Source organism: Tardiphaga sp. GW822-FHT04G09 (assembly GCF_058800725.1).
Genome location: NZ_JBXAMO010000004.1, coordinates 333,833 through 353,441 on the forward strand (window position 1 = coordinate 333,833; position 19,609 = coordinate 353,441).

15 protein-coding genes, 1 tRNA gene and 1 pseudogene are annotated in these 19,609 nt (G+C 62.1%); 7 read left to right on the top strand and 10 right to left on the bottom strand.

Translation table 11 applies throughout. The annotated features are described in order from the left end of the window. Nucleotides 1-2: 2 nt before the first annotated feature. Complete coding sequence (locus AC1RLZ_RS10705; RefSeq protein ID WP_024343199.1) at nt 3-656, top strand: response regulator transcription factor; 654 nt, start codon at nt 3-5, stop codon at nt 654-656. Then, the gene (locus tag AC1RLZ_RS10710; protein ID WP_006022561.1) at nt 656-2,002 is read left to right on the top strand and encodes a sensor histidine kinase; all 1,347 of its coding nucleotides are present in this window, start codon (nt 656-658) and stop codon (nt 2,000-2,002) included. The genes AC1RLZ_RS10705 and AC1RLZ_RS10710 overlap by 1 nt, the downstream gene beginning before the upstream one ends. A gap of 31 nt (nt 2,003-2,033) precedes the next feature. Here the strand turns inward: AC1RLZ_RS10710 and AC1RLZ_RS10715 are convergent, their stop codons facing one another. Then, entirely contained in the window at nt 2,034-2,552 is a 519-nt protein-coding gene (locus AC1RLZ_RS10715; RefSeq protein WP_223806705.1) for a tetratricopeptide repeat protein, read from the bottom strand. Between the two features lie 640 nt (nt 2,553-3,192). Further along, nucleotides 3,193-3,269: transfer RNA gene (locus AC1RLZ_RS10720), tRNA-Arg, on the bottom strand. Between the two features lie 787 nt (nt 3,270-4,056). On the opposite strand from AC1RLZ_RS10720, the gene AC1RLZ_RS10725 reads away from it, so the two are divergent. Then, on the top strand, nt 4,057-5,145 hold the full coding sequence (locus AC1RLZ_RS10725) for an acyltransferase family protein (protein ID WP_493188588.1): 1,089 nt from the start codon (nt 4,057-4,059) through the stop codon (nt 5,143-5,145). Nucleotides 5,146-5,153: 8 nt separating this feature from the next. On the opposite strand, the gene AC1RLZ_RS10730 is transcribed toward AC1RLZ_RS10725, so the two are convergent. The 5 genes from AC1RLZ_RS10730 to AC1RLZ_RS10750 all read right to left on the bottom strand — a co-directional run bounded on the left by AC1RLZ_RS10730 (nt 5,154) and on the right by AC1RLZ_RS10750 (nt 9,487). Next, complete coding sequence (locus AC1RLZ_RS10730; protein ID WP_493188589.1) at nt 5,154-5,654, bottom strand: hypothetical protein; 501 nt, start codon at nt 5,652-5,654, stop codon at nt 5,154-5,156. A gap of 46 nt (nt 5,655-5,700) precedes the next feature. Further along, nucleotides 5,701-5,877, bottom strand: a complete 177-nt coding sequence (locus AC1RLZ_RS10735) for a hypothetical protein (protein WP_493188590.1) — start codon at nt 5,875-5,877, stop codon at nt 5,701-5,703. A 207-nt stretch (nt 5,878-6,084) separates the two neighbouring features. Next, nucleotides 6,085-7,146 (bottom strand): polysaccharide deacetylase family protein, encoded by a 1,062-nt coding sequence (locus AC1RLZ_RS10740; protein ID WP_493188591.1) that lies wholly within the window; start codon nt 7,144-7,146, stop codon nt 6,085-6,087. A gap of 115 nt (nt 7,147-7,261) precedes the next feature. Then, nucleotides 7,262-7,666: a YccF domain-containing protein gene (locus AC1RLZ_RS10745; protein ID WP_493188592.1), complete on the bottom strand. Its 405-nt coding sequence runs from the start codon at nt 7,664-7,666 to the stop codon at nt 7,262-7,264. A 99-nt stretch (nt 7,667-7,765) separates the two neighbouring features. Then, nucleotides 7,766-9,487, bottom strand: coding sequence for a putative bifunctional diguanylate cyclase/phosphodiesterase (locus AC1RLZ_RS10750; protein WP_493188691.1), 1,722 nt, complete (start codon nt 9,485-9,487; stop codon nt 7,766-7,768). A 612-nt stretch (nt 9,488-10,099) separates the two neighbouring features. Here AC1RLZ_RS10750 and ssuD point away from each other — a divergent pair. From ssuD to AC1RLZ_RS10770, 4 genes and pseudogenes are all read left to right on the top strand, one after another. Continuing rightward, the gene (gene ssuD / locus AC1RLZ_RS10755; protein ID WP_371424035.1) at nt 10,100-11,257 is read left to right on the top strand and encodes an FMNH2-dependent alkanesulfonate monooxygenase; all 1,158 of its coding nucleotides are present in this window, start codon (nt 10,100-10,102) and stop codon (nt 11,255-11,257) included. Nucleotides 11,258-11,276: 19 nt separating this feature from the next. Further along, nucleotides 11,277-12,083 (top strand): aliphatic sulfonate ABC transporter permease SsuC, encoded by an 807-nt coding sequence (ssuC, locus tag AC1RLZ_RS10760; RefSeq protein ID WP_493188593.1) that lies wholly within the window; start codon nt 11,277-11,279, stop codon nt 12,081-12,083. Nucleotides 12,084-12,322: 239 nt separating this feature from the next. Beyond that, nucleotides 12,323-12,967: pseudogene (locus AC1RLZ_RS10765) on the top strand (ATP-binding cassette domain-containing protein); the annotation flags it as partial. Nucleotides 12,968-12,992: 25 nt separating this feature from the next. After that, the gene (locus AC1RLZ_RS10770; protein WP_493188594.1) at nt 12,993-13,595 is read left to right on the top strand and encodes a flavin reductase family protein; all 603 of its coding nucleotides are present in this window, start codon (nt 12,993-12,995) and stop codon (nt 13,593-13,595) included. Between the two features lie 692 nt (nt 13,596-14,287). On the opposite strand, the gene AC1RLZ_RS10775 is transcribed toward AC1RLZ_RS10770, so the two are convergent. The 3 genes from AC1RLZ_RS10775 to AC1RLZ_RS10785 are packed head-to-tail and all read right to left on the bottom strand — an operon-like array spanning nt 14,288 to nt 19,585. Continuing rightward, nucleotides 14,288-16,513, bottom strand: coding sequence for a CHASE2 domain-containing protein (locus AC1RLZ_RS10775; RefSeq protein WP_493188595.1), 2,226 nt, complete (start codon nt 16,511-16,513; stop codon nt 14,288-14,290). A gap of 10 nt (nt 16,514-16,523) precedes the next feature. Continuing rightward, nucleotides 16,524-17,831 carry an HlyD family type I secretion periplasmic adaptor subunit gene (locus tag AC1RLZ_RS10780; RefSeq protein WP_371424039.1) on the bottom strand — a complete coding sequence of 436 codons (1,308 nt, stop codon included), beginning with the start codon at nt 17,829-17,831 and terminating at the stop codon, nt 16,524-16,526. Continuing rightward, a complete protein-coding gene (locus AC1RLZ_RS10785; protein WP_493188692.1) occupies nt 17,828-19,585 on the bottom strand; it encodes a type I secretion system permease/ATPase in 1,758 nt (585 codons plus the stop codon). Before AC1RLZ_RS10785 ends, AC1RLZ_RS10780 begins: the two co-directional genes overlap by 4 nt. Nucleotides 19,586-19,609: the final 24 nt, after the last annotated feature.

Here is a 19,609-nt window from a genome sequence, read left to right on the forward strand (position 1 = left end):
CCATTCGCATTCTTCTTGTCGAAGACGATCAGGACATTGGCGCCCGCCTGAAGGAAGGGTTGGCCAGCTTTGGCTTTGTCGTTGAGCATGTGGAAGATGGTGAGCACGCCCTTTCCTTCGCGCTGCAAGAAGAATTCGACGCGATCGTTCTCGATCTCGGTTTACCCGGCCTGTCAGGCATCGAGGTCTTACGGAGGTTGCGACGTACCGGGGCCGCCACACCGGTCCTGATCCTGACGGCGCGCAGCAGCTGGACTGAGAAGGTGGAAGGTCTCAATGCAGGGGCTGATGACTATGTGGCGAAGCCGTTTCACGTCGACGAAGTCGCAGCTCGCCTGCGCGCGCTGATGCGGCGCGTCGCGGGCCAAGCCACCTCCGAATTGCGCCACGGAGATATCGTGCTTGACCCCGTTGCCGGCACCGCCAATGTTGCGGGCCAGCCGATCGAATTGACGGCACAGGAATTTCGCCTGCTCCACCTCTTCCTGCATCGCGTCGGCCGCGTCGTGACGCAAGCCGAGTTGCTCGACCATCTCTACGGCCTGAATGAGGAACGCAGCTCGAATACGATCGAGGTCTATGTCGGTCGGCTGCGACGCAAAATCGGCCGCGATACCATCAGGACCCTGCGCGGTCTGGGCTACAGGTTCGGCTGATGGTCAGAAGTCTGCGCGCCCGGCTGCTGGTTGGCGTTATTCTCACGACCGTGACAGGTATCGCTGTCGCTGGCGTTTCGATTTCCGCGCTGTTCCGGGCGCACGTCACGGAGCTTGTCAATGCCGAGCTGATCGGTCATCTCGACGAGCTCGAAGGTCTGTTGGCCCGCACGGCCGACGGACATGTCGCTCTGGCACAAAGGCTCAGTGATCCGCGCTTCGCGCAGCCCGGGACTGGCTATTACTGGCAGGTGAGCGATCGCAACGGCATCGTCCTACAATCAGCCTCCCTCGAACCGCAACGGCGTTTTCCGCCACCCGCGCGGGGGGCGGATCGGCAGCTTACTCGCTCAGTCGAAGCTGGCCCGGCTGGTGAGCCGATGATCGCATATGAGCGACCGTGGCAGACCGCTGAAAACGGTTACGTGCTTCAAATTGGCGCCGACCAGCGGATCGTCGATGATGTACTGAGACATTTTAATCAGGCGCTGGCCCTGTCACTCGGCACACTGGCAATAGCCCTAATTGGGGCCGGCACGTTGCAGGCCTGGTTTGGTCTGCGTCCCATGCGCCGTCTGCGCGACGCGCTGGGCGACATTCGCGCGGGCAAAGCAGAAACCCTGCCTGGTGACTTCCCGTCCGAAGTTCGGCCGCTGGTCGATGATCTCAACGCTCTGATCGACGCCAATACCCAGATGGTTCGCCGCGCCCGCACGCAGGCGGGCAATCTCGCGCATGGCCTGAAGACACCATTGGCCGTGCTGACGGACGAAGCGCGCCGGCTGCTCGCGAGAGGTGATACCGAGGGCGCCGCGGTCCTGACTCAGCAAACAGGGCGGATGCAGCGCCAGATTGATTTCCAGCTTGCCCGAGCCCGTGCCGCAGCCAACGCCGGCCTGCCTGGCGTCATCACGCAGGTCGAACCTGCCTTCGCATCAATAGCCGCGGCGATGCGGCGGCTCTATGCTCATCGTGAGCTGACGATCGTCCATACAGCCGAGACGGAATTGCTTGCCGCCGTCGATCCCAACGACCTTGACGAGATGGTCGCCAACCTGGTCGATAATGCCTGCAAGTGGGCTCGTGGTGTTGTCTCGATCAAGGCTACGCGCGATACCCCGACGGGGCAGCTCCTTATTACGATCGTTGATGACGGGCCAGGCATCCCGGCTGATGCACTAAACCGCGCGTTCGCCCCAGGCGAGCGGCTCGACGAGGCCAAACCGGGAAGCGGGCTCGGACTCGCAATCGTCCGCGATCTCGCCACACTGCACGGCGGCTCTGTCGAACTATCCAATGGCAGAAATGGAGGCCTTCACGCGGAGTTGCGGCTCCCATCAGCCTGACAAGTTCAACGGCGTCTAGGTTGGGCGAGTTTCATCGTGGCCGCGTCGTCCGCGCACCATTCGACCTGAGCGATTCGGCGCGCTCGAAATCAGCATCCGCGCCGCTCTGATCTCCAGCGTTCGCTTTCATCGTTCCGCGTTCGAACAAGAAGGTCGGATTCTTCGGATCAGCCTTGATGACCAGATCATAATCCGCGATGGCACGATCAAAGAGTCCTTTACGCCCGAGTGCCTTCCCGCGATTATAATAGGCACCGAGGTAGTCAGTCCTCAGTTGTACGGCGCGATCGAAATCAGAAATCGCGCGATCAAGCTCTCCCTTGCTCATTAAAGCAACGCCTCGGTTGTTGAGCGCGACATAGTAGTCGGGGGACAAACGAAGTGCTCGATCGTAATCCTCCATGGCACGGTCGATATCTCCACTCGACCGCAGCGCGACACCGCGATTGTTATAAGCCGCCGCCAACTGGGTGATCATCCGCTCGCCTGCCTGGATAACCGCTGTGCATCCCCGGATCGAGCGATCGGGTACGATTTCGGCCGCATGCACGCACGAGTCCCAATCCTCGTCGCTCAAAGCTGATGTGGGCGACGAGTTAATTGCAAAGTACGCAATAAATATCGTTGTGCTCAATAACGTAAGAGCACAACGCTTCCAGCGGGTGGTTCGCGCTAGGATCGATGCAGTTCGTGTTCTCGTATACAGCGGCGTAATGCAAATGAGCAAAGAGTAGCCTCAAGTACGTGCATTATATTATTCCCAGTTTGTTCTCTAACAATCCTGTCTGAATTTTCCCTGACAATCGACGTTTGAGACATCCGATCTGGTCGCTTCCCGAACGAGAGTACACCCGTCGAGTGCTATAGAGATTACCAAGCGAGCGCCGTGCGTGCCATCCGACAGGGACAGATCCAAGACTCCCGGACTAAGCCTCAGTCTGGTAGCATGAAGACATCAGCGGTGTTTGATGTACTAGCAGCGGCAATCGACGGGACGGGATGGATCCGGACTCGGTCACGGGAGGGCAACGAGGAGCCGCTATCCGGAAGAAATCGTCCTGCAAGAATTGAACATCGCGCTCTGCGGCGCTGCCAACTTGAATGACCTCTGAAATATCTGGAGGTCAATACGGCGAATTGCTCTGCAACGGCGCTCCGCAAATATGCAAGATATCAACCTAATATTAAGTTGGCGCGCCCGACACGATTCGAACGTGTGGCCTCCACCTTCGGAGGGTGGCGCTCTATCCAGCTGAGCTACGGGCGCATCGATATTCAGATAGTGTCCGAGATCGACCACGGTCAATCGCGAATTCTAGAATCGACATGGCTCAAACGACGCGGGCTAAAGCCTCGCCGATCATCGCCATTCGTACTCCACAACCTCCTTTCGGTTTGCTTCCGTGGTGCTTCCGCGACCTCGAATGCGATTTTCGTGCTTCCTTCGAGTTTCGCCAATCGCTTGGTTTCACTCGTTTTTTACGACACCCTCGACCATCAGAAAGAGCTTGCATTTGCCTTCGGAGGGCAACGCTCTATCCAGCTGAGCTACGGGTGCTTGCGGGTCCATTTAGCCGATTGGCCGGGCGTCGGCAACGGCCTTTGGGGGATGGGACGGGTAGGAGCAAGGCCTGACAGGCAAAGGTCATAGGTTCGACTCGTGTCGGGTGCGTCCGGACAGCGGTGTCGTTTGGCCGCGGCTGTGGCGGCTCTTCAAGGGGTGAGGGCGCAAGTCTGCTCTTCCGGTTGCCCACGGGGGATACGGCCCGCAACTAAACGGAATTTAGTCAGTGCGATCGCAGGTCAGCCCGCATCCTTTCGCGCGATGAAAACGCCGCGTTTGCGGCGGCCCGGCCGGTCGCATGGTATTCCTGATTGGCGAGCACAGCGCGGGCCGCACCGGTCTCGCATATCGCGCGCCTGCGCGGCTCCACGGATTCTGACCACGGCGTCACCGCGTCGCCTTCTTTGTCCCGCAAGAGTTCCAGGTCGGCGGAACTCTCGTCTCTGCCAGAGGTTTGCCCCCGACCGCGACGGGCGGTCGAGGGAGTCCCATGCTGTCAAATCTGCAGGTGTTGCGCGGCATAGCTGCCCTTGGCGTGGTGTTCTTCCACACCGGCTACAAACTTGCGGGCGATTGGCACACCGAATTCTTCGGGGTTTCCACCTTCTTCGTCATCTCCGGCTTCATCATGTGTTTCATCACCCGGAAGGGTGATGACGATTTTCTCGCCAAGCGCCTGGAGCGGATCGCACCGCTCTATTGGCTGTGCACGGCCGTGCTTCTTGTCGCGATGTTCGGATCTGCGCTGCTTGAGGCGGTGACATGGGCAAAGCCGCTGGATGGCCGCTCGTCCGAGCCGCTCTGGGCCTATGTCGGCCGTAGCCTGATATTCGCACCGATCGGCGACAAATATCCGATCCTGAATGTCGGGTGGTCGCTGAATTACGAGGTGTATTTTTATCTGATCTTCGCAGCAGCGCTTGCGATCAGCCGCCGTCTGGCGCCGCTGATCGTTGTCGGATGCCTGGTGGCGTTGAACTATGCCGCGGCCGCCGTCTGCACGGCGGCTGCCTGCCACTATCTGTCCTTCGACTATACGAAGTTCTTCATCGCCGGGATCGCGATCTTCTATGCGCTGCAGGTTTTTGCTCCCGCTGCACCACGACGCTCCATTGTCTGGATCGGCGCTGCACTCATCGCAGTCTGCTATGGGTCGCAATTCGTCGGGCCGCTATGGGCAAACAGCGTCACGCCGTCGGTTTATATGGCGCTCGCCGCAGCTGCGCCGGTCGTGATCGTTGCCAGCGCGCTGTTCGTCGAATATGCCGGCGGTCCCATAACCTGGCAGCCGCTGATTCTGATCGGCAATGCGTCCTACGCCATCTATCTCACCCATCCGATCGTTTTCGACGTCATGAAAACGGGTCATGAGCGATGGCTTCAGCTGCCGACGCCCGAAGCATCGGCGATGATGATGCTGTGTTATGTCGCTATAGCCGGCGGCGCGGGCATCATCGTGCATCTCACCATTGAAAATCCGCTGCTTCGCATGATCAGGCGCAGGCGGCAGTCGGGCATCAAAGCGCTCGCCTCAGGCAGTAAGCTTGATGCCGTGGGTCGACAGCATCAAGCCGCATAGGTTCTGCGTCAGCTCCGGATCATGTTGATCGAGACGTCGCGGATCTGGCCCTTGGAACTGATCGAGACCAGCTGCTTGTTGCCCTTGGTGGTCAGGGTCAGGTTGGCGGCGAAGCCGGCGGCCTCGACGAAGACATCGATCTGGCCACCGCCGGCGCTGCCCTGCAGATTGCCGAAGATGTTGCGGCTGGCTTCGCCCCATGTGCCGGTGACCTGACCGCCCTGGCTCTTCACATCGCTGCTGAGTTCGAACTTGTAGCTGTCGCTGGCGCAGCGCAGGGACTGTTTCAACGCAGTACCGCCGACAACGTTGTAGGTGGCGCGGCAACGGATCTGCTCCGTTGAGCCATCCGACAGCGACACTGTGCCGCTGCCCCTCCACGATCCGTCAAAGCCGGCAAAAGGGCCTGTCGATTGGGCCTGGCTCGCCGTCGCCGACAGCATCAGGATCGCGCCGACAGTGGCGGCCTTGAGCGTGTGTCCGATCAGATTTGCGCCGAATGAGGTCATGGTGATGGCTTTCTGTGTCTGGGGGTGGCGGAGGGGAGGGATGCGATCAGGCACGACGCGTGAGTGTCAGATGGGCGAATTTCGCCGCCGCCGTATCAGAGGCGACCTGTGCGCCGTTGTAGGAAAAGGTGCCGATGCCCGGCATGTCGTTCATCGCGGTGCCGGAGAATGACGGGCCGGCAAAGGCGACCGAGAAGGCGAGGATGAAACCGATGATGCGCATGTGACTGTCCCTGTTGGGCGGCGCTGTGTGCCGCGTCATTGGACAGAGGGATAAGCATGCCCGGTTTCAGGCGGTCTGCGCCGAGATGGATAATGGTTTCGTCGGGAGATCGTTTTGTTTCGCCGCATGGCTTGCCACGAAACACAAAAAGGCCGAGGCAGCGGTGCCGCCCCGGCCTCGATCGGGTTCAACTCGCGTGAATCAGTGCTAGTCGACCGTCTGGATCACGTTGGAGATCGGGCGGGCATTGCTGGTTTTTACCGGCTGCACCTCGGCGGCAACCATCGCATCGTAATCCGGCAGTGTCGCCAGCGTGTCCTTGGCGCGGATGAACACGACCTTGTAGCCGCCGGCCTTGAGCTGGTTGAGAATCTCCGGCACGGCGGCAGCGGACCACTTGTGCAGGTCATGCAGCAGGATGATGCCTTTGCCCTTCTTCTTGAGCTGCGTCATCACCGAAGTGACGAGTGCGTCGGGCTTGTGAATCTTGAAATCCTGCGAATCGATATCGATCGAGAAGGTCGCGATGTTGCGTTCGGCGAGATGAGCCTTGAGCTCCGGCGTCTGACGCAGTTGCGGGAAGCGGAAGAACGGCGCGATCGGCGTGCCGGCCATCATGGAGACGGCGCTGATGCCTTTCTCGATTTCGTCGGTGGCTTCCTGAGCGGGGCGAGATGCCAGGTTCTTGTGCGACCAGGTATGCGAGCCCACGGTATGGCCGGCTGCGATCACCTGCTTCAGCACGGCAGGATGCCAGGTGGCGTGTTTGCCGATCGGAAAGAACACCGCCTGGACGCATTGCGCGCTGAGTGCGGCGAGCACGGCGGGCGTCGTCACCGGCCATGGGCCGTCGTCGAATGTCAGCACCACTTCGCCGGGCTGCAGAAAATCATAATCGCGATATTGCGACAGGCCGAGGCCGGGGCCGCCGGTGGTGTCGATCTGGACGGTGCGCGACACGCCAAGCGCATTGGGATTGTTGCAGACGGGCTTGGCGATGGCCGGGCGCTTCTCCACGGCCGGAGCGGCGGGCATCGGCGCGGCAGCCGGTGCGGCTGCGACAGCCTGCACGCGCGGCGGCGGTTCGGCCGGGGCGGTCGAATTCGACTTCGGCGCGCGCGTGTCGATCGAGGCGGTGGTGATCTCGCCTTTATCGGCTTTCGCGCCGGTCTGAGCGCCGGCGGGCCCGAAGAAATGCCAGGCGCCTGCGCCCGCAGCGACAACCGCCGTGAAAGAACCTGCAACGATCAAAAAAGGAAGTTTACGCATAATCACTCCGGCGCCCGAGGCCCACCTCGTTTCACCATTGAGCGAAATAGTTAATCAGGCGTATGCGCGGCGCACTCTCAACGAGAAAATTCGTGTTTGTTCAACGCAATGCGCGTTACGCCGGTACGATGACCTTGCCGATCGGCCATAGTGCGATGCCGGCGAGCTTCAGATGTGCCCAGGCAAAGGGAATGCCGACGATGGTGATGGCCAGGGCCAGTGCCGCGAGGAGATGGCCAATCGCCAGCCACCAGCCGGCCAGCACAAGCCAGATAATGTTGCCGAGCAGGCCGAGCACACCTGTGCCGATGTCGCCGCGGCCGGTGACGGCCTCACGGTCGACGGCCCGCTGGCCGAAGGGCAGCAGCGTATAGGCGGCAATGTTGAAGGCGGCGCGGGCCCAGGGCAGGCCGATGATGGTGACGGCCATGACGACCGCCGCAATCAGCCAGCCGACCGCCATCCCCAATCCGCCGAACACGATCCAGAGGATATTCAGAAACAGCGGGACGACGGGCATGGGGGCTCTCTGGTGATGCGCGGTAGATGGCGTTGTTTCCAACCTCTTAACAGATGGGATCTGGTTGCAGGATGACAATGACGGGGAGAGGGCAGTGCCTCAATATCCCCGTCCGCCGGCGCGGGAATAGGCGGGACGGGCATTGTCCGTCGGCCGCGCCGATGTGCCGCGCATCGCGTCGCCGCCGCTGCGGGCCTGCGGCGCGAGTTCTTCCAGGAAGATCGGCTTGGAGAAATAGTAGCCCTGCGCATAACGGATCTTGGTCGCGGCCTGCAGATAGGCGAGTTCCTCGAAGGTCTCGACGCCTTCCGCGATCACGGTCATGCCCAGCGCCTCGCTGAGCGACTCGATGGCGCGGAGGATGCCCTGGCTGCGCGGACGCTTGTGGATGTCCGTGATGAAGGAGCGGTCAATCTTGATCTCGTCGGCGGTGATGTCCGCCAGCGCCGAGAGCGACGAATAGCCGACGCCGAAGTCGTCGATGGAGATGCCGACGCCGAGCGCACGGAACATCGGCAGGATGTCATCCTGAAAATGCGTCTTGGCCACGAATGCGTCTTCGGTCACTTCGACCATGAAACGCGTCGGGCAACCGGTCTCCTCGAGCGCCCGAGCAAAGGAGAGCATGAATTCCGCATTGCCGGCCTGTTTGGCCGCGACATTGATGCTGATGCTGGCGCCGGCACCGAAGGTCTCGTCGATAAGCTCGATCGATTTCATGATCTCGGCGAGCACCAGATGGGTGAGCTCGTCGATCAGGCCGAGTTCGACCGCCAGATTGATGAAAGTACCGGGCGCCTGGATTACGCCATCGTCGTTGCGCAATCGCACCAGGGCTTCGATGCCTTTGATCTCCCGGGTCCGGATATCGACCTTCGGCTGAAACGCGCAGCAGAACTGCTTGTCGAGGATCGCCAGCCGCAGCGCCTGTTCGGTGGCCATGCGGGCCAGCGCCTCGCGCTCCATGCTGGAGTCGAAGAACACCGCGGCGCCCTTGGTCTCGTTCTTCACGCGATACATCGCGATATCGGCATTCTGATGCAGCGCGTCGTAATCGCGGCCGTGTTCCGGATAGAGGCTGACGCCGATCGAGGCCGAGGCGAACACTTCGGAGCCGTCGATGAAAAATGGTGCGCGCAGCCGCTGCACCAGAAGGTCGAGATATTCGGCGACTTCCTGCTGGCTCTGGATCGGGTTCAGCAGCAGCAGGAATTCGTCGCCGGAGATGCGTGACAGCATGTCGGTGCCACGCAGGTCGAGTGCCAGCCGCTTGGCAAACTGCACCAGCAGCGCGTCGCCGACGCTGTGACCGTAATAGTCGTTGATGTGCTTGAAATTGTCGATGTCGAGGAAGGCCAGCGCGAAATGTGATGCCTTGCCGGAATGGCCAATGACATCGCCGACGTGCTTCTCGATCACACGCCGTGACGGCAGATCGGTCAGCTCATCGTAATAGGCGCGGCGAAACAGCTCTTCTTCCATCGCTTTCTGGCGACTGACGTCGGTGGCGCTGGACAGCAGCACGCTGCGGTCGCCGATCTGAACGGGGCGATGCGTTGTCAGAAACACCCGCCTGTCGCGTTCGGAATTGACGCGTTCCTCGAAGACAGCGGATCGGCCGGACTGCAGCAGGTCGAGCGCGATGGCGCGCCGATGCGTCAGTGCCTGCGCCAGAAAATCTGATTGCGGGTCGGGCCGATTGAATTGATCTGCCGATGCATTGAACTGGATTGCCGCGGCATCGTTCACCAGCAAAAAGTCGCCCTGTTCGTCCTGCACCGTGACGGATGCCGGCAGCATGCGCACGATCTCGCGCAGCATCTCCAGTTCGCGTGTGGCATCGCTATCCACGAATCCGGTGGCGACCTCGGTCGACGAGGTTGCGGTCGGGCGGTCGCTGTCCATTGGAGGGGCCGACGAGCCTGGGGCGGATGCGTTCTGCATGGTGGCCGAGCCTCGCAAAACGCCTTGTCGATTTGGTTAAATCGGTTCGCAAAACGCGGGTAGTTGCGTAAATGCCGCACGATCTGGAGCGGTAGCGGTGCTGACGTCATTAACAAAGCGTCAATGACGGCGGCGAAAGTGCCAGATTGCTCAATGACGGCCTGTACGATCATTCTCATGATGAGCCTTTGAGCAAAGCAATCTGAGTGTCAGGCGCCGCGATCTCAGCATGAAATTCTCCGCTCAGTCGCACTGATCGCCCGTCAAGCTCTTGCATTCCGACCCACGCGGTTGTGATCGCTGCGGGATCCGGGATTGGCGGAGAAAAATGCGTTGCATATGCCCGGAAGTTTGAAAGGAATGCCTCGTCATTGACCTAAGTCACAGTGCGCGCGTCGCTATTTTCCCGGGCCACTCGACAGACCCATGGCATGACACCATCCTCTCGCGGTGCCGCAATGATCGCCCGATGCGAGAGAGACGTCGCCGATGAGCAATCCATCCAAAGCCAATATTCTCTGGTTCCTGCCGACCCACGGCGATGGACGTTACTTGGCATCGACCCATGGTGCGCGCGACATCGACTTTAAATATCTTCGCCAGATCGCGCAGGCCGCCGATCAGCTGGGCTATTTCGGCGTGCTGCTGCCCACGGGGCGCAGCTGCGAGGATTCATGGGTGGTTGCATCCGCCGTGGCCCCGTGGACCGAACAGCTCCGCTATCTCGTCGCCGTCCGGCCGGGCCTGCAATCGCCGAGCGTCGCCGCGCGGATGACCGCAACGCTGGACCGTGTCACCAACGGTCGTCTCCTGATCAATGTCGTGACAGGCGGCGATCCTGTCGAGAACAAGGGCGACGGCATCTTCTTGGCCCATGACGAGCGCTATGCCGTCACCCGCGAATTCCTCAATGTCTATAACGACCTGCTCGCCGGCAAGACCGTCAATGTGCAGGGCAAGCATATCCAGATCGAGGATGGTCGCCTGATCTTCCCGCCGGTCCAGTCGCCGCGCCCGCCGCTCTATTTCGGCGGTTCGTCGGATGCCGGCATCGATGTCGCGGTGGACACCGTCGACAAATATCTCACCTGGGGTGAACCGCCGGCATTGGTTGCCGAGAAGGTTGCGCGCGTCAAGGCTGCTGCTGAAAAGCGCGGCCGCAAGCTGTCTTTCGGCATCCGTCTTCATGTGGTCGTGCGCGAGACCAATGAGGCGGCGTGGAAGGCTGCTGACGAGCTCATTCAATATGTCACCGACGATGTCATCGCCAACGCGCAGAAGACATTGGCGCGGCAGGACTCGGTCGGCCAGCAGCGCATGATGCAGCTGCATGGCGGACGTCGCGACAAGCTCGAGATCAGCCCGAATCTCTGGGCCGGCGTTGGCCTCGTGCGCGGCGGCGCGGGTACGGCGCTGGTCGGCGATGCGCAGACGGTGGCGGCGCGCATCAAGGAATATCAGGACGTCGGCGTCGATACCTTCATCATGTCCGGCTATCCGCATCTCGAGGAAGCCTATCGCTTCGCCGAGCTCGTCTTCCCGCTGCTGTCGCTGCAACAGCACGACAACGTCACATCGCTACGGACCCGCACCGGCCCGGTCGGTGAAATCGTGGCCAATGAACATCGCGCGCAGAGCGCCTCGTAATTCCGACAGGCACGCCATCATGAGCATCGTTGAAATCCTTCCCCGCGTTCGCAGCTTCCGCTTGCCTGGTATCGATGGCCTGACCCAGTGGATCGTGCCACTGGTCATCCTGCTCGTCTGGCAGGCCGCTTGCGTGACGGGCTACGTGCCGGCGCGGGTAATGCCGGCGCCGACCGATGTCGCCCTGGCCGGGTGGAAGCTGCTGCTCTCGGGTGAACTCGCCCAGAATATCTGGGTGTCGTTCTGGCGTGCGTCCGTCGGCTTTCTGATCGGCGGCAGCATCGGGTTCGCCTTCGGCCTCGCCAACGGTCTCTCGCAGCTCAGCAGCAAGCTTACTGACACGACGCTGCAGATGGTGCGCAACGTGCCGCATCTGGCGCTGATCCCGCTGGTCATCCTGTGGTTCGGCATCGACGAGTCAGCCAAGCTGTTCCTGGTCGCGCTTGGCGTATTCTTCCCGATCTATCTGAATACGCTGCACGGCATCCGTACCGTCGATCCGCAGCTCATCGAGATGGGCCGTATCTACGGCATGAGCAACAGCGAGCTGTTCCGCCGCGTGATCTTCCCGGGTGCGTTGCCGTCGATCTTCGTCGGTGTCCGCTTCGCGCTCGGCATCATGTGGTTGACGCTGATCGTGGCCGAAACCATCGCGGCGTCGTCGGGCCTTGGCTACATGGCGATGCAGGCACGCGAGTTCATGCAGATCGATGTCGTCGTCCTCAGCATCCTGATCTACGCGCTGCTGGGCAAGGTCGCCGACAGCGCCTCGCGCGCGCTGGAACGGCTGACATTGTCCTGGCACCCGGCCTTTCAGAAACATTGAGCGAAATTCGGAAGCGAGAATTTGAAATGACCGTGCAACAGTCTCTTCGCCTCAGCCATGCCGATGCTCAGGTCATCGATGCGCCCGCCGATTTCGAACAGGCCCTCGCCACGCAGGCGCGGCGCCCGTCCGAGTCGAAGTCCCGCGGGCTGTCATTGACCATCCGCGGCCTCCGCAAGTCTTTCGGCAGCAATGAAGTGCTGCGCGGCGTCGATCTGCATATTCCTGCTGGCCAGTTCGTCGCCATTGTCGGCCAGAGCGGTTGCGGCAAGAGCACGCTGCTCCGCCTGATCGCAGGCCTCGACGCCCCGACCGCCGGCACGATCAGCTTCGGTGAGGAAACCCGTGCGGAAGACATCCGCGTCATGTTCCAGGAGCCGCGCCTGTTGCCATGGGCGAGCGTACTCTCGAATGTGGAAGTTGGCCTGGGGACCGACCGAACATCGGCCGATGCCAAGGCGCGCGCTGAAAGCGCATTGACGGAAGTCGGCCTCGCCGAGAAGCGCGATCAATGGCCGTCCGTCCTGTCAGGTGGCCAGAAGCAGCGTGTTGCATTGGCCCGCGCACTGGTCAGCCATCCGCGCGTGTTGGCGCTGGACGAGCCGCTCGGTGCGCTCGATGCGCTGACGCGTATTTCGATGCAGCAACTGCTCGGCCGCGTGTGGCACGACCAGACCTTCACCTCGATCCTGGTGACGCATGACGTGTCCGAGGCCGTGGCGCTGGCGGATCGCGTGCTGGTGATTGAAGATGGGCGCATCGCACACGATATCAATGTCGATATCGCCCGGCCGCGGCAGCGCGGCTCGGCAGATCTTGCGGCGCTTGAAGGTTCGATCCTGCGCAATCTGCTCGGCCCGGGAGCCGACGCCACTGGTTTGTGAGACTATTGTGACCTGCGAGGCTGCCATGAATTCCGTCGTTCGTAATATCGTTGTCGATCGTGAGGTTTCCTCCGGTCGTGAGGTCTCTTCGCAGGAATTCCGCGGCGCCATGCGGGTGCTGGCTGGCGGCGTCAGCGTCATCACCGTCGGGCGTGGCAAGGACATCACCGGCATGACGGTGACGTCGGTCTCGTCGCTGTCGGTCGATCCGCCGACGCTGATTGTCAGCGTCAACCGGGAGTCGTCGTCCTGGCCGCTGCTGCAGCGCTACGGCGTCTTCGGCGTCAACATTCTGTCGGCTGATCAGCTCGACGTGGCCGAGCGGTTTTCGGGCAAGGGCGGATTGAAGGGCGCAGACCGTTTCGTCGGAGCGCAGTGGGTGACCCGGGTAACCGGCGTGCCGCTGCTGGCGGGCAGCCTTGCGGCAATCGATTGTGACGTCGAGGAAGTCATCGAGCGCCACTCCCACGCCATCGTCATCGGCCGCGTCCGTGATGTCATCACCTCCGTCCCGCACACCGCGCTGACCTATTGGGACGGACAATATGTTGCGATCGACCAGAACGAAGACAATCTGAAGCTCGCCGAAGTCAGCGTGCCCAGTATGCGGGCGCTCCGGGAGATCTGAGGCCCGGTCGTTACCCCTCAGTGTGTTTGCAAGACTTCTCCGCCGTCATCCGGGCGCGCGGCCGGCGCCCCGGAATAACGGCGTTGGCTCGTTCGCAAACATTTTTTCCTATATCTATTGACAATATCCCTAGAAGGATTATCCTCCGCGCGTCTGGCTCACGAGGGGCGCTTCTAGAGGCGTCTTGAAGTTGGACAGGATGCGGCGCCTGCGGGCGTAGGGCGACGTATCCTGCGCACTCGGGAGGTCCTGGGTCACCGTCCGGCCCCACTACGGGGGACTGCCACTCAAGCTGGCTGGACGTGGCATTGGTGAACGGCGGGAAACCGCCGGGATGAGCGGAGCTCTGCCCTCTGCCCTCTGCCCTTTGCCCGGAAGAACGGTCCCGGGGACAGAAATCGCCCATAGCAGTCGCAGACTGCGTAAACTTGTCTGCGGTGTGGCGCGCCGTGAGGCGTTGCGCGGTTGCAGCTTGCCGGCGTTCCGGCGGAGCGGATCGCGACAGAAACCACCCCTTGCGCCTCACGGCGCGCTGCCACCCCTCATGTTTCGAGGGGACAACCGCTCACACCTCGGGCGCCATTGGCGCCGCGAGAATGCGACAGCGTGGCTGTTTGAAATTCACATCGGCAAGGACGGGCTGACGTCAGTGAAATCCATCCTGGCAGCGCGGATGGATAAGAAAACGAGCTTCACTTCGTCAACAATGCAAACGAGCCGTTCCAGTCCGCTGGCGGCGGGGTCTCCTGATAGGTGCGGACGCGCTTCTCGTAGAGATCGTAGAGCGTCTCGAGCGCATTCGCGACATCGGACTTGCGGCCGCGATCGATGGCGAACAATACGCCGTCCCAGTCGCGACGACGATAGCAAGCGAGCATTTCTATAGTCAGGTTGCGCAGCGTCTGGAAGCGTTCCGAATGCGTCACGTCCTCGCGTCCGGCGATGGCGTAGATCACTTCCGGTTCTTTCTTGCCCTTCACCATGATGAAGTCGAGTTCGAGAATGGCGAACCTGTCCTTGACGGCGAGCGCGGTCTTGGAGCCGACGATGATCGGGAAACCGTATTCTTTCGATTGCCCTTCAAGGCGCGACGCCAGGTTGACGCTGTCGCCCAGCACCGAATAGTCGAAGCGCAGGTCCGATCCCATATTGCCGACCACGCAGATGCCGGTATTGAGGCCGATGCCGACATTGATCGGGATATAGACGTGGCCGCCCTGCGCGGCTTCGTCTTCACGCAACTTGTTCAGCGCGTCGATGCGATCAAGCATGTCGAGGGCGGCGTGGCAGGCATTGATCTGGTGCTGGTCGTCATCGAGCGGTGCATTCCAGAACGCCATGATGGCATCGCCCATATATTTGTCGATGGTGCCCTTGCGATCGAGGATCGCATTGGTCAGCGGCGTGAGAAAACGATTCATCAGCGTGGTCAGGCCGTGCGGATCGTGCTTGTAGGATTCCGATATGGTCGTGAAGCCGCGCACGTCCGAGAACATGATGGTCATCTCGCGCTCCTCGCCGCCGAGCACCAGCTTCTCCGGTGACTGCGCAAGCTGCGCGACCAGCGCCGGCGACAGATACTGGCTGAAAGCCGAGCGGATGCGGCGGCGCTGCGCCTGCTCACGTACGAAATTGCTGAAGATGAGCGTGAGATAGATCAGCGTGGTCGATAGCAGGGGGTAGGTGAAGTCGATCAGCAGGCGATGTTGCGTGTAGAAGTACCAGGACGTGCCGGCGAGCGACGCCGCGAACACTGCGCCCATGATAACCAGAATAACAGGCCCGAACATCGGGGCCAGCCAGATCACGATAATGCCGAGAATAATCGCAATGCACAGTTCGGCGCCCCGCGTATAGGCCGGCTGCGACAGAACGGCTTTTGTCAGCGCGCTCTCCAGCACCTGGGCATGAACCTCGACGCCGGGAATCACCGCATCGAGCGGTGTCGTCTTGGTATCGAGCAGGCCGACCGCCGAGGTGCCGATCAGCACCAGATGCCGTGCGATCATGCCGGGCTGTACAGTGCCGTCGAGCACGTCGGCGGCGGAGACATAGATGCCGGGATCGTGCTTGGCGAAATGCACCCAGAGCTGGCCGTTGCTGTCGGTCGGAATTTCGAAGCCCCCGGCGCGGATGCTCTTGATGCCGGCGCTATCGGACTTGACGAGGACCGTGTCGGCACCCGAGGCGACGCGCAGCATCTCGAAGCTCAGAGAGGGCATCGTCACGCCCTGGGTCAGCATCAGCATTGGCACGCGGCGCACGATCCCGTCGCGTTCGTTGCGGATGGAGAACAGGCCGCGGCCTGCGGCGGCTTTCTCCAGCACGTCGACATTGCGTAGCAGCCCCGGGAAATCCACCATAAACCGCTGCGGCTCGCCGCCAAGCGTTGCGAGGCCGGTGGTCGGCAACGCCTTGTCGAGCCCCGGAACCTCATAAGGCAGGCCGGACTCGCCGAGCACCACGCGGGATCGCCGGATGGCGTCGGCGAATACCTGATCGTTACTTGGCAGCGTCTTCAGCCGGGCTCGCAGCTCGTCGTCGAGGCCGGCAAAGCTGTCGGCAGCCAGCGCCGGATTCAGCCGGTCGGGCTCGGGGAACACGACGTCGAAGGCGATGACGACGGCGCCGAGTTGAGTCAGCCGCATGACCAGTTGCGCGAGCAGCGTCCGTGGCCATGGAAACTGGCCGTATTTGGCAATGCTCTTCTCGTCGATATCGACGATGGTGACGGGTTTCGCCGTCTTCACGCGCGGCTGAATCACCTGATAGGTATCGAAGACGCGCAGCCGCAATTCCTCGATCGCGGGCGGGTCGGCGATGCGCAGCACTGCGAGGCCAAGCAGCAAGACAAGACAGAATGCACGTGCGCGACCGAACTGCGACGCCAGCCGTCTCACTTGCTGCATGCGCTTCATGGTTGCTGGATCATTTCTCGCGGAAGGCGCGCATCAACTGATCGCTCAGCGGCTTGGCGAGATAGGACAGCATGGTACGGTCGCCGGTCTGCACGAAGGCTTCGACGGGCATGCCCGGGATCAGGCGCACATCGCCGAGCTTGGCGACTTCCGACGCCGGCATCGAAATCCGGATCGTGTAATAGCTCTGTCCGGTGCGCTGGTCGGTCGTCGTATCCGGCGAGACGCGGCTGACGGCGCCGTTGAGCTCCGGCGTGGTGCGCTGGTTGAAGGCGGAGAGCCGCAGCAGCGTCTTCTGGCCGATCTGCAGCTTGTCGATATCCTGCGGATTGACCCGGGCTTCCACCGACAGATTGTCCGTCTGCGGCACGATCAGCATGATGGCGTCGCCGGCGGTGATCACGCCGCCGATGGTGTGCACCGTGGATTGCAGCACCATGCCGTCCTGCGGTGCGCGGATGTCGATGCGGCGCAGCTGGTCCTCGGCGGTGACCTTGCGTTCGACGAATTCACCGATCTTGTCATTGGTCTCGCGCAGATCCTTGGAGACCTCGCTGACGAGATCCTTGTCGATCTGGAAAATCTGCAGCTCGATTTCGGTGATCTTGCCCTTAGCTTGCGCGCGGGCAGCGATGAACTGCGCGCGTTCGCCGGCGAGGCGCGCGGCGTCGCGCTCCAGCACGGTCAGGCGCGAGATTTGCACGAGTTGCTGATCGAACAGGCCACGGACGCCGACCAGCTCCTTCTCGACCAAGGCGATCTCGCGGGTCTTGGCGGTTTCCTGCGCCGTCAGGCCGGCAATCTCCTCGTTGAGCTGGGCGATGCGTTCACGCAGCTGCTGCTTCTGGCCGACGCGGCCGGTCGAGCGGACATTGAACAGCTTTGTTTCGCTGGCGATGACATTCTTCACGTCGTCGTCGGCGATCTGCTCGAGCAGCAGCGTCGGAAAGGTGATGAATTCAGCACCGCGCTGCTCCGCTTCCAGCCGTGCCGCGCGGGCCCACAATCCGTTGAGGTTCTTGGTGACGATGGCGAGGCCGGCTTTGGTCACGGTATCGTCGAGGCGCACCACGACATCCCCGGCTTTCACCACGTCGCCGTCGCGCGCGCGCACTTCGCCGACGACGCCGCCGGTCGGGTGCTGGACTTTCTTGACGTTGGAATCGACCACCACGGAGCCCGGCGCAATCAGGGCGCCGGAGATCTGCGCAGTCGAAGCCCAGCCGCCCAAACCTCCGGCCAGAATGAGCACGACGGCAAGGCCGATCATGAGATGGAGGCGAATGGAACGGCGCGATCCCGTGAGCGGGGCGGTCATGGCTTGGCTACTCCGCCGTCGGCAACGATCTTGATCGGCTGCGGCGCCGGGCGTTGCAGCACCTGGCCGAGCACGGTTTCCTTCGGTCCGAAGGCCTGCATGCGGCCGTCCTTCAGCACCAGCAGCATGTCGACGCCTTCGATGCCGATCGGCCGGTGTGCAACGACGATGACGATGGCGCCGCGCGTGCGGGCCGCGCGGACGGCCTTGGTCAGCGCTTCGTCGCCTTCGGTATCGAGATTGGAATTGGGTTCGTCCAGAACGATCAGGAACGGATCGCCGTAAAGCGCGCGCGCCAGCGCGATGCGTTGCGCCTGGCCGGCCGAGAGAACGCCGCCGTGATCGCCGACCTGTGTGTCATAGCCTTCGCGCATGCCGACGATGAGGTCATGTACGCCGGCCTGCCGTGCGGCAGCGATGATATCGTCGTCCTTCGCGTCGGGATCGAAACGGCAGATATTGTCGGCAATGGAGCCTGCGAACAGTTCGACGTCCTGCGGCAGGTAGCCGATATGGCGGCCGAGATCGTCCGGCGCCCATTGCTCGAGCGCCGCGGCGTCGAGCCGAACATGGCCACGCACCGGCTTCCAGACGCCAACCAGCGCGCGCAGTAGCGACGACTTGCCGGAGCCCGACGGTCCGATGATGCCGAGGCCGTTGCCGGCCGTGAGTGCAAAAGTGATGTCGCTGACCGTGATCTTCTGCTCACCCGGCGGGGCGATGCTGACGCCTTCGATCGTCAGTTTCTGCGACGGGTTCTGCAACTGCGTCACGGCCGCCTGTGCCGGCAAGGCGTGCAACAGCCCGTTGAGCCGACGCCAGCTCTGCCTTGCGGTGACAAAGCCCTTCCAGTGCGCAATCGCCAGATCGACCGGCGCCAGCGCGCGGGCGCTGAGAATCGAGCCGGCGATGATGATGCCGGCGGTGGCTTCCTGATTGATCACGAGATAGGCGCCGACGCCGAGCACTGCCGATTGCAGGATCATGCGCATCACCTTGGCGATGGCGCCGAGGCCGCCGGCCACATCGCTGGTGCGCTGGTTGCCGGCCAGATAGGTCTCGTTGGCTTCGCGCCAGCGCTCTGTCAGCCGTCCGGCCATGCCCATCGCGACGACGACTTCGGCATTGCGCCGGCTGGCCGAGGCAATCCCGCTGCGGCGAGCCGCAAGACCGTTGGCCTCGCGCGCCGGTTCGCGGGTCATGATTTCGGTGAGGATCGTCAGGCCCACCAGCAGCAGCGCGCCGACCAATGCAGTGACGCCGATCATCGGATGAAAGGCAAAGCAGATCGCCAGATAGAGCGGCAGCCAGGGCAGGTCGAACAGCGCGCTCGGCCCCATGCCGGAGAGGAATGAGCGAACGTTGTCGAGATCGCGCAGCGGCTGCAGACCTTCGTTGTGTCCGCCGGCAAGGAGCGGAAGCCTCACGACAGTCTGGAACACGCGGGGGCTCAGCGCCTCATCCAGCGAACTGCCGATCCGCACCAGAATGCGGCCGCGCAGCAGGTCGAGAATACCCTGGGCCACGTAGAGTCCGCCGGCAAGGATGATGAGACCGACGAGGGTCGGCACGCTGCGGCTCGGCAGCACGCGGTCATAGACCTCGAGCATGAAAAATGAGCCGGTCAGATACAGGATATTGATCATGCAGCTCATCAGCCCGACGCCCAGAAAGGCGCCGCGGCAGGCGCGCAAGGCATCGCCGAGCTCGGTCCGCGCCGGCAGGCTGGAGGTTCGTGACAGGCTACGCTGCATCGTCAAACCTTTGCGGATCATGCG

Bases quoted from the DNA above. Each gene is read 5' to 3' on its own strand.
- AC1RLZ_RS10770 (WP_493188594.1), top strand. From the start codon at position 12,993: ATGAATTCCGTCGTTCGTAATATCGTTGTCGATCGTGAGGTTTCCTCC.
- AC1RLZ_RS10780 (WP_371424039.1), bottom strand. From the start codon at position 17,831: ATGACCGCCCCGCTCACGGGATCGCGCCGTTCCATTCGCCTCCATCTC.
- AC1RLZ_RS10725 (WP_493188588.1), top strand. From the start codon at position 4,057: ATGCTGTCAAATCTGCAGGTGTTGCGCGGCATAGCTGCCCTTGGCGTG.
- AC1RLZ_RS10745 (WP_493188592.1), bottom strand. From the start codon at position 7,666: ATGCCCGTCGTCCCGCTGTTTCTGAATATCCTCTGGATCGTGTTCGGC.
- AC1RLZ_RS10775 (WP_493188595.1), bottom strand. From the start codon at position 16,513: ATGAAGCGCATGCAGCAAGTGAGACGGCTGGCGTCGCAGTTCGGTCGC.
- AC1RLZ_RS10735 (WP_493188590.1), bottom strand. From the start codon at position 5,877: ATGCGCATCATCGGTTTCATCCTCGCCTTCTCGGTCGCCTTTGCCGGC.
- AC1RLZ_RS10730 (WP_493188589.1), bottom strand. From the start codon at position 5,654: ATGACCTCATTCGGCGCAAATCTGATCGGACACACGCTCAAGGCCGCC.
- ssuC (WP_493188593.1), top strand. From the start codon at position 11,277: ATGAGCATCGTTGAAATCCTTCCCCGCGTTCGCAGCTTCCGCTTGCCT.
- AC1RLZ_RS10710 (WP_006022561.1), top strand. From the start codon at position 656: ATGGTCAGAAGTCTGCGCGCCCGGCTGCTGGTTGGCGTTATTCTCACG.
- AC1RLZ_RS10785 (WP_493188692.1), bottom strand. From the start codon at position 19,585: ATGCAGCGTAGCCTGTCACGAACCTCCAGCCTGCCGGCGCGGACCGAG.
- AC1RLZ_RS10750 (WP_493188691.1), bottom strand. From the start codon at position 9,487: ATGCTGCGCGAGATCGTGCGCATGCTGCCGGCATCCGTCACGGTGCAG.
- ssuD (WP_371424035.1), top strand. From the start codon at position 10,100: ATGAGCAATCCATCCAAAGCCAATATTCTCTGGTTCCTGCCGACCCAC.
- AC1RLZ_RS10740 (WP_493188591.1), bottom strand. From the start codon at position 7,146: ATGCGTAAACTTCCTTTTTTGATCGTTGCAGGTTCTTTCACGGCGGTT.